The 8,018-nt window shown below is 28.6% G+C and carries 10 protein-coding genes; 7 read left to right on the top strand and 3 right to left on the bottom strand.

Going from position 1 to position 8,018, the window contains the following annotated elements:
• The first annotated feature begins 55 nt into the window (after positions 1-55).
• Complete coding sequence (locus tag B3Z56_RS15855; protein ID WP_346846631.1) at positions 56-406, top strand: hypothetical protein; 351 nt, start codon at positions 56-58, stop codon at positions 404-406.
• Positions 407-527: 121 nt separating this feature from the next.
• Here B3Z56_RS15855 and B3Z56_RS15850 read toward each other — a convergent pair whose 3' ends face one another.
• Positions 528-2,684 (bottom strand): C25 family cysteine peptidase, encoded by a 2,157-nt coding sequence (locus tag B3Z56_RS15850; RefSeq protein WP_346846632.1) that lies wholly within the window; start codon positions 2,682-2,684, stop codon positions 528-530.
• Between the two features lie 720 nt (positions 2,685-3,404).
• On the opposite strand from B3Z56_RS15850, the gene B3Z56_RS15845 reads away from it, so the two are divergent.
• The 3 genes from B3Z56_RS15845 to B3Z56_RS15835 all read left to right on the top strand — a co-directional run bounded on the left by B3Z56_RS15845 (position 3,405) and on the right by B3Z56_RS15835 (position 5,467).
• Positions 3,405-4,226 (top strand): GNAT family N-acetyltransferase, encoded by an 822-nt coding sequence (locus B3Z56_RS15845; RefSeq protein WP_346846633.1) that lies wholly within the window; start codon positions 3,405-3,407, stop codon positions 4,224-4,226.
• Positions 4,227-4,328: 102 nt separating this feature from the next.
• Positions 4,329-4,832 carry a flavodoxin family protein gene (locus B3Z56_RS15840; protein WP_346846634.1) on the top strand — a complete coding sequence of 168 codons (504 nt, stop codon included), beginning with the start codon at positions 4,329-4,331 and terminating at the stop codon, positions 4,830-4,832.
• Positions 4,829-5,467, top strand: coding sequence for a hypothetical protein (locus B3Z56_RS15835; RefSeq protein WP_346876913.1), 639 nt, complete (start codon positions 4,829-4,831; stop codon positions 5,465-5,467). Before B3Z56_RS15840 ends, B3Z56_RS15835 begins: the two co-directional genes overlap by 4 nt.
• 183 nt (positions 5,468-5,650) lie before the next feature.
• On the opposite strand, the gene B3Z56_RS15830 is transcribed toward B3Z56_RS15835, so the two are convergent.
• The gene (locus tag B3Z56_RS15830) at positions 5,651-6,118 is read right to left on the bottom strand and encodes a VOC family protein (protein ID WP_346879173.1); all 468 of its coding nucleotides are present in this window, start codon (positions 6,116-6,118) and stop codon (positions 5,651-5,653) included.
• A gap of 125 nt (positions 6,119-6,243) precedes the next feature.
• Here B3Z56_RS15830 and B3Z56_RS15825 point away from each other — a divergent pair, with 125 nt between their 5' ends.
• Positions 6,244-6,396, top strand: coding sequence for a hypothetical protein (locus B3Z56_RS15825; protein WP_167402807.1), 153 nt, complete (start codon positions 6,244-6,246; stop codon positions 6,394-6,396).
• A gap of 111 nt (positions 6,397-6,507) precedes the next feature.
• On the opposite strand, the gene B3Z56_RS15820 is transcribed toward B3Z56_RS15825, so the two are convergent.
• A complete protein-coding gene (locus B3Z56_RS15820; protein WP_346879172.1) occupies positions 6,508-6,861 on the bottom strand; it encodes a hypothetical protein in 354 nt (117 codons plus the stop codon).
• A gap of 460 nt (positions 6,862-7,321) precedes the next feature.
• On the opposite strand from B3Z56_RS15820, the gene B3Z56_RS15815 reads away from it, so the two are divergent.
• Both B3Z56_RS15815 and B3Z56_RS15810 read left to right on the top strand, forming a co-directional pair.
• Entirely contained in the window at positions 7,322-7,495 is a 174-nt protein-coding gene (locus B3Z56_RS15815; protein ID WP_167402809.1) for a hypothetical protein, read from the top strand.
• A gap of 20 nt (positions 7,496-7,515) precedes the next feature.
• Positions 7,516-7,992: an NUDIX hydrolase gene (locus B3Z56_RS15810; RefSeq protein WP_346873804.1), complete on the top strand. Its 477-nt coding sequence runs from the start codon at positions 7,516-7,518 to the stop codon at positions 7,990-7,992.
• The last annotated feature ends 26 nt before the right edge of the window (positions 7,993-8,018 follow it).

The following is an 8,018-nucleotide window of genomic DNA, read 5'->3' as shown; positions in this document are numbered from 1 at the left end:
TAATGTATTCATATTATAGTTATTAAATAAAAAATCGGCGGTTGGGGTGATGGTTTTGGATATAGAAATTGAAGATATACTTGTAAAGCTGTTAGAAGGTCAAACAAGACTTGAGACAGAAATTAATGGTGTTAAAAGTGAGATAAAGAAAAATTCAATAAAAATTGAAGCTATAGAAAAAAATATAGATATGATTGTAGAAGTACAAAGTTCACATAGGGAACAAAATGAAAGTTCATTTAAAAGCACAGATTTAATAATAGAAGAGAAGACAGACTTAATTGAGAAATCAATAAAAAATATTTCTAAAAATGTTAAAGAAGTAAAAGAAAGCATAGAAGTATTAAAGGACATGACAGGTAGACATGAAGTAGATATTAACATACTAAAACGAAGGCCGGTATAGATAAAAATTTAATGACTTCATTAATAACCATTTTATTAATTTAAGATAGTTATTTTTTATGGCTAAAATATAGATTAAATACTAAGGGGGTGCTACAAGCACCCCCTTATATATTATAGATTTAGTTAGCTATAGGATAACTTGCATTTAGGTTATATTTTGTAGAAGTACTATGAGCACCATTATATCCAACAACTTTAAGATAGTATGTGCCTAGTGTACGTGCTGAATAAGAAATGGATTCATTTGATGTTGAGCTTTTAGTAGAAGAGGCTACTCTTTTTCCTGATGAGTTATAGAGGTATAAGTCATAGTCATATGGTAGATTTGTTAATGTTGCAGAGATAACACCAGATTTGTTAGTTGTTACTTTATAATAATCAACGTCTGTATTTGAATATATATATGAACTATAATCTACACCACTATTTATAGTATATGCTTGGGAAGTAGAATCGTTTGGTTCATATGGGTCTGCTGGTTCTTCTGGATCTGTAGGGTCTGTTGGATTTGTAGAGTCTGGTAGGATTTGTATAGATGGGTCACCGAATAATGTCCAAGTGTTGAAGGTTAACAAATCACTGCTTGTACCGTTATCTAGCATTCTAGTTTCACCAGAGTAACACAAGCCGCCTAGTGACACCCTACTGTTGTTGCAAAGTAAGTCAATTATTCCGTCTTGACCATTCATAGGAGGTATCCAAGGTTGATTTACTGTTGACATTAATGTTCCTATTGCACCTATTGGGTTTCCGTTACTATTCTTTGAGCGAAGCCAAGTTTCTGCAAAACAAGTACCGCTTTGGAATTTACCACTTACACAAGAAACACTTATAATAAAAGGAAGTTGTCCTGGGTTTTGAAGATTTTTTATATTGGTATTGCTGAAGCCTGTTGTTACCCAGTAATTTTCAGCACCGTGTCCACAATAATTTATTATACCTCTGCCTTGGTTTAGACTATTAGTAACAGAAGAAGCTGATGCACCTGGATCGTATATACTATCCACTTGAGTATAACCTGCATTTAGAAGTCTACTCTTTATACTATCCATTTGTTGTATATCTGTTTCTCCAGAACCTTCATCTGATGCTATACCAACGCCTTTTTTAAACCATGCAGCTGTATTATAACCATTTTGTTCAAACTCAATAGATCTTTGTACTTGAGTTTCAACATCTGCAATACTTTCTGCAGAAAAACGGCCTACATATATGTCAGGATAATCATCTGAACCTGCAACCTTTGTATAAGTAGGATCAGAAACCCCTGTAGAGTAAGTAGGAGAGGATACATGTGCATAGTCACCTACAAGAAGTACATAAGTTAATTCAGGGTGTTGATTGTAATAGTTTTGTATATAGTTTTTTATTTCAGTTGGATTATTAGATGATGATACTGTAGACATATTTACTAATGTAGTGTTTATTCCTCTGGAGTTTTTCCAATTAATAAAGGAATTCATAGCACTACTAAACTGATCATAGGATATGATAAGCATAGAGCCTGTCTCTGAAGGATTATTCATTAAACGATGAGTAGGAGTTTTTAAATTACTGTAGTTAATAAATGTGTTTGAATAAGCAGGTTCGAAATCAGAAGTGGTTTTATTAGACCTTGAAGTGGTAAGTGAATTTACTGATGATTTACCATCTGTTATTATTTCTACAGTTACAGATTTATAAACTCTTAAAGTTTCATTTTTAGGTTTATATTGAAATGCATTTAGTGTAATAGTTGTCCCTCTTAATTCTCTCATTATGAAAGGTTCACTAAAAGAAACTAATTCTGAAGGATAAAAGTTTTTATTTTTATATTCCTTACCTAACTTATAAGGTATATCTTCAGGATTTTTATCCCTTGTTATAGAACCTTTTGATGGAGCTATAGGGATGTTTTTATAGTCTTTATATTCTGATGATATAACGTTCAACTTAACGTCGGCATCATTTGGTATAACTATATTTCTGCATATGCGAGGAAGTTCAGGAGCCCCTTCTTCAAGAGGTAAGCTAGTACCCTCACAATTAATATTATAGTAAGATTTATTGTTAATGTTTACTAAGTCTTTACTAAAATTATTAATATCAAATTTTACAACTGTATGGTGAGAATCAGACTCTAACACAGTAACACTAACATCTTCAGTGCTATTTGAGTTACCATCATTGTCAAGACTAGAAGTGGTTCTAGTATTAAATACGAAGAAACATTGAGTAACTAAAAATGTCAGTAGAAATAAAAATACTGATAGTTTTGATTTAAACAATTTTTTCATACATTCCCTCCTAAAAATTAGAATTTAATAGAGATAAAATAAATAGAAAATTATCTAAATAGTACATCCCTCCTTTTAAATTATTATAATTGTAACTTATGATATGAAGTGTGTTTTGTCTATATAGATAACAACTAAAATATGAAATTATTAAAGTTGTTTATCTCAAATATAATATTATGAAAAATTATAATTTTAATATGGGGTTTGAAAATTAATTATGTGACAATAGATAAATCATATTATATAAAATTGGATGAATAATTTTTGAAGATGTTTATAAAAGTAGTTCATCACTTTTATGAAAGAATGCATATGGATTTTATGCACAATTATATGTAATAATTAAATGAAAAATTTATGTTATTTATATATTAGAACAAATTTACATAATTGTAAATATGAAATGTGAAATTTCTTTAAAAAGTTAATAATATGGAAACAATTAACGATAGCTTAAATTCAAAATAGTGTATATGATATGCGATATACTGAAAATTTGCATAGGTAAGGTGTAACTTTATTGTATGACGAATAATTGTTAGATAAAACGAGATAACTATAAATTTAAATAATACTTTATTAGTATTATATGTTATAATTTCCTTATTAAAGATAATAACTTAAAGAAAAAGTGATAAGTTCATCTAGTAGTAAGAGCATAGTTTATATAATAAAACATTTAGGTGAAAATTAAATTTAAAAAGTGGGGGAACTATGATGTATAAAATTAAAGATAGTAAAAGAAAACATATGATAGAAGCTTATGACCAAGACAATAACTTAGTAGGGGAAGGTATAATTTCACCTTTTATGGAATCTGATTTATATGAAAGGCCTAGATTAAATATCTACATTGATATTAAAGTAAAGGATGTTATAGATAAAAGGGAGTTAAAAGATCAAATCTTTGATGAAATAATGAAGAAATCACAAGTAATAAGACAAGAAAATAAGGAGCTTGATGTAAGAATCTATCATTGTTGTTTTTCAGACAATAAAGAGAATATAGCATATTATTCTTCTAAAAAAGGCTTTAACCATGATGAAGGAATGCATATTATAAAGAAAAAAATAACTGAGGAGAGTTTCCAGATTACAGATATTGAGGGTATAGACTTTGCTACTCTTGAATTTATAAACGAAGACGAGATAAAACAGTTAGTAGAAAAGCAAAACGAAGTATTTGTTAGAGGCTATTCCATTGAGGATATAAAGGAATTAAGAAGAGAAAATCAATGGTTCAGTATAGCAGCTAAACATAGGGGCGAAATTGTAGGTAATATTATTATTATCGTAAAGGAAGATGGATTAAACAATAAATATGGTTGGGTGGATGATTTATTTGTTTCAAAAGAATGGAGAAAGCAAGGTGTTGGAAAAAATCTGATTATAAGAGCCTTTCAAGGGTTAAAGGATTTAAATATCAAGGAATCAAGACTAGAAGTCTGGAGTGCAAACAAAAGAGCATTGTCAGTTTATAATAGTGTAGGATATGAGTTTCACGAAGAAACAGAATCATCAATTGGGATGTCTCTTTAATGCTATTTTATATGAAATACTTAACTTGTAATGATGATTATTTATATGAGGATACAATAATTGAAAGTTATATTATAAACTATAAGAAAGGAACATTGTAAAATGAAGTTATTGATACATGACTTAGAAAATAAAGAGTTTAAAAAGATATTTCCTAATCAATTAGATGATACAATTATTATTTCAGATGATGGTACAATACATCATTGCATTGGTTGTTTTGGTTGTTGGATAAAAACACCTGGAGCTTGTATAATACGAGATAAATATGGTGATATGGGAGAGTATTTGTCAAAGTGTCAAGAGGTCATTCTTATTAGTAAATGTTGTTATGGTGGATTTAGTCCCTTCGTAAAAAATGTATTAGACCGAAGCATTTCTTATATCCATCCCTATTTTGCAATAAGAAATGGAGAAATGCATCATCGAAGAAGATATAAAAATCATATAGATATGAGAGTTTGGTTTTATGGTGAGAATATAACTGAAAAAGAAAAACAAACTAGTGAAAAATTGGTGAAAGCAAATTCTATTAATTTGGATTGTCATGTTAGTAGTATTTCATTTGTTAATAGCATTGAGAAAATGGAGGATGAGATACTATGAAAATAGCTATTATCAATGGAAGCCCTAAAATTAAAGATAGTGCCTCTGATTGCATCTTACAAGAGTTGAAAGTTTTTTTAAGTAAGCAAGATAATACGATTATAGAATATCACTTTAGAAAGCCACAATTGAGTATAAAGGAAATGGAGAATCTAGTAGAATGTGATGATTTAGTATTTGCGTTTCCTCTATATGTAGATGGAATTCCATCTCATTTGCTAAGTTGTCTTACAAAATTAGAAAATTATTTTCAAGCTGTAAATGAAAAAGAGATTAAAGTTTATTCTTTGGTGAATTGTGGATTTTATGAAGGTCATCAGAATAAATTAGCCATTGAAATTATGGAAAATTGGTGTATAAAAGCAGGACTTCAGTGGGGACAAGGGCTTGGAATTGGTGCAGGCGGCATGCTCCCATCCTTAAAAAATGTACCTATTGGTAATGGACCTAAGAAAGACTTAAAAAAAGCTATAAACCAAATTGCAAACAATATTTTAAAATCTACCTCAGAAGAAAATATATTTATAACAGCAAATTTTCCAAGGGTTGCCTATAAGTTTGCTGCAGAAATGGGATGGAGACAATCTATTAAAGGAAATGGATTAAAGAGGAAAGACTTATTTTTAAGAAAATAATAGTTTTTTTACTTATTTAGAACAGAAATAATGAAATTCTAAATGATATGAAAGAAAATATTAATATTGAATTATTTAAATTTGGAAATAAGAATACCGCTTATTCATTATGAATAATACGGTATTTTTATTTATTGAAGAACCTTTGAAAAAAGCTTAAACTCAACTTAATATAGTCATAATCTACTTTAGGCAAAAGTTCACATAATCAACTGGCACATCCATTCTAATAGCAATTTCCTTAATTGATAAACCATTATTCAAGAATCTTCTGACAACCATGATCATATTTTCACCAACTTCAATAATATGATTGTCAGGGTCGTAAAATCGAACAACACGCTGCCCCCAAGAATGTTCTACTATGGAATGTACATAATTAATATCTGTCATGTTATTAAGCCTTTGAATAAAGCAATCAAAATCATCTTCTTCAAAGTATAATTCTGTGTCATTTCCTCCAAATACAATTTCATTATCTTTTTTGTGAATAAAAGTACACCACGAATCTTTTGTTTGTAATGCAATACCTCCTGTTAAAGTCACATTTGCACCAAAATCCTCAACAACTTTTAAACCAAGCACTTCATAATAAAACAACTTTGACTTTTCTATATCAGAAACCACTATTAATGGACTCAAAAACTTCATTATATTCCTCCTCATATAAGTGATAATTCTTATTTACTTTAATTATTATAGTAACTTTTTAACCTATTTTTCATATTGTGTAATTGGCAAGAAAATTTGTTCATTAATGAAAGGGGGGGATTATCATGTTTAAGGAAAAAACGTATAATAAGAATAATTGTAAAAATTCTAGTTATAAATATAAATGTCAGTGTTATACACATGAATATATAGGTATTGCAAGAATTGTTAAATCACAGCCATACCCAAAACAACCATCATTTTCTTGGAGCTTCTAGCTAAACTAACCAAGTGTAAATAGAAATGTGTATAAATTTATATTGAGCTGTCATCCCTGACAGCTCTTATTGTTTAATGGCTAAGTGCTAGTTGTTTTCAATAGCTCAAAATTAGATAGTTGTTCCTAATTTCTTCATTGTATAACCTATGATAAATAAATCAATGACTAATCCTAAAATTATAATAACTGTTTTTGAAATTAGTGATAAATGAAAGCTAAGGGATATTTTAATAAATATCAGTGATGTTAATAAGCATATAATTATAAATACACCAATAAAAATAGCAAATTTTTTAATGCCATTTTTTTTTGCATATCCAATAATATCATCAATACTATACAATAGAATGGTTATCATTAATATGGCACTATCCCATTGCTGAATTCCAATAAGTTTAGCTAAAATCCATAAAAGTATACCCAATACGATGATAAGGTGCTTGTATTTTTTCCATGAATTCATTTTAAATTACTCCTATTCACTCAGAATGCATTAGAATTATTTATTGATTCTGTTTAATTAATATACATAGTATAACATATTTTCCAATACGGTTCTATTAAGCTTTAAATACTAAGCTATTGTAATTCATTTTTCAACATTTACTTATTATTAGCTATATAAACACTTATGCTATAAAATAATTTCTTCAATATAATGTATAAAACTAAAGAATGTATTTGGATTTTCATTAAAATGGGAAAACATGTATATAGAAAACTATTTACATAGGTATATAGGAAACTATTAAAATATATAACTATTTATATAGTTGCTTTATTCATGCTGGTTTTGGGCGGTTTTCATGTTTTAGTGGTAAGAGTTAATGAAGTAAGAATTTTTTATTTTATATTTACTTTTATTGGTTTATAATTAATTTATGGTTTATAATGTATTATATAGTATATAAAGGAGGATAAACGTGCTATATATAGTTTATGGTTTTATAGGATTATTAGTATACTATTTTGTTACAGTGATATCTGGTGGAGATTCTGGAATAGGGATATTAGCTGCAATAATAATAGTATGCACAATAATTATTATAGAAAAACTTAATGATATAAAAACGAAACTAGATGGAAAAGATAAATAAATTTTAATTGGAGGCTTAAAATGGATTGTGGATTTGAAAAAGAAGATGGATGGTTTAGATATAGAGCAGCAGCGATTATAATAGAAAATGGACAAGTACTTTTTGCTAAAAATGAAGTAGATGATTATTATTACTCCGTTGGGGGAGGTGTACATCTTGGAGAAAAGGCAGAAGATGCAGTAAGAAGAGAGGTTTTTGAAGAAACAGGCGTAGAATATGAGGTTGAAAGATTAGCCTTTATTCATGAGAACTTTTTTAATGGTACTGGATCATTAGAAGGGTTAAAATGTCATGAAATAACCTTTTACTTTTTAATGAAGCCAAGAGGAAGTCAAGAACTCAATAGCAATAGTTATTCCCTAGGTGGTCGTGAATATATGCATTGGCTACCTATTGAAAAATTGAGGGATTATTTAGCTTTTCCTAGCTTCTTTGCAGAGAAACTAACATGTATTAGTGATACTGTTGAACATATTGTCACATATGAGAGCATTTAATTTAATATTATAACATAAGACAATGA

This window comes from Clostridium sp. UBA7791, from assembly GCF_002480755.1.
GTDB classification, from domain to species: Bacteria; Bacillota; Clostridia; order Clostridiales; family Clostridiaceae; genus Clostridium_J; species Clostridium_J sulfidigenes.
This window is presented reverse-complemented; position numbering and strand designations above follow the sequence as displayed.

Excerpts from the sequence above, each read along its gene's own strand:
- B3Z56_RS15840 (WP_346846634.1), top strand. The coding sequence starts at position 4,329 with ATGAAGTTATTGATACATGACTTAGAAAATAAAGAGTTTAAAAAGATA.
- B3Z56_RS15810 (WP_346873804.1), top strand. The coding sequence starts at position 7,516 with ATGGATTGTGGATTTGAAAAAGAAGATGGATGGTTTAGATATAGAGCA.
- B3Z56_RS15830 (WP_346879173.1), bottom strand. The coding sequence starts at position 6,118 with ATGAAGTTTTTGAGTCCATTAATAGTGGTTTCTGATATAGAAAAGTCA.
- B3Z56_RS15825 (WP_167402807.1), top strand. The coding sequence starts at position 6,244 with ATGTTTAAGGAAAAAACGTATAATAAGAATAATTGTAAAAATTCTAGT.
- B3Z56_RS15845 (WP_346846633.1), top strand. The coding sequence starts at position 3,405 with ATGTATAAAATTAAAGATAGTAAAAGAAAACATATGATAGAAGCTTAT.
- B3Z56_RS15850 (WP_346846632.1), bottom strand. The coding sequence starts at position 2,684 with ATGAAAAAATTGTTTAAATCAAAACTATCAGTATTTTTATTTCTACTG.
- B3Z56_RS15820 (WP_346879172.1), bottom strand. The coding sequence starts at position 6,861 with ATGAATTCATGGAAAAAATACAAGCACCTTATCATCGTATTGGGTATA.
- B3Z56_RS15835 (WP_346876913.1), top strand. The coding sequence starts at position 4,829 with ATGAAAATAGCTATTATCAATGGAAGCCCTAAAATTAAAGATAGTGCC.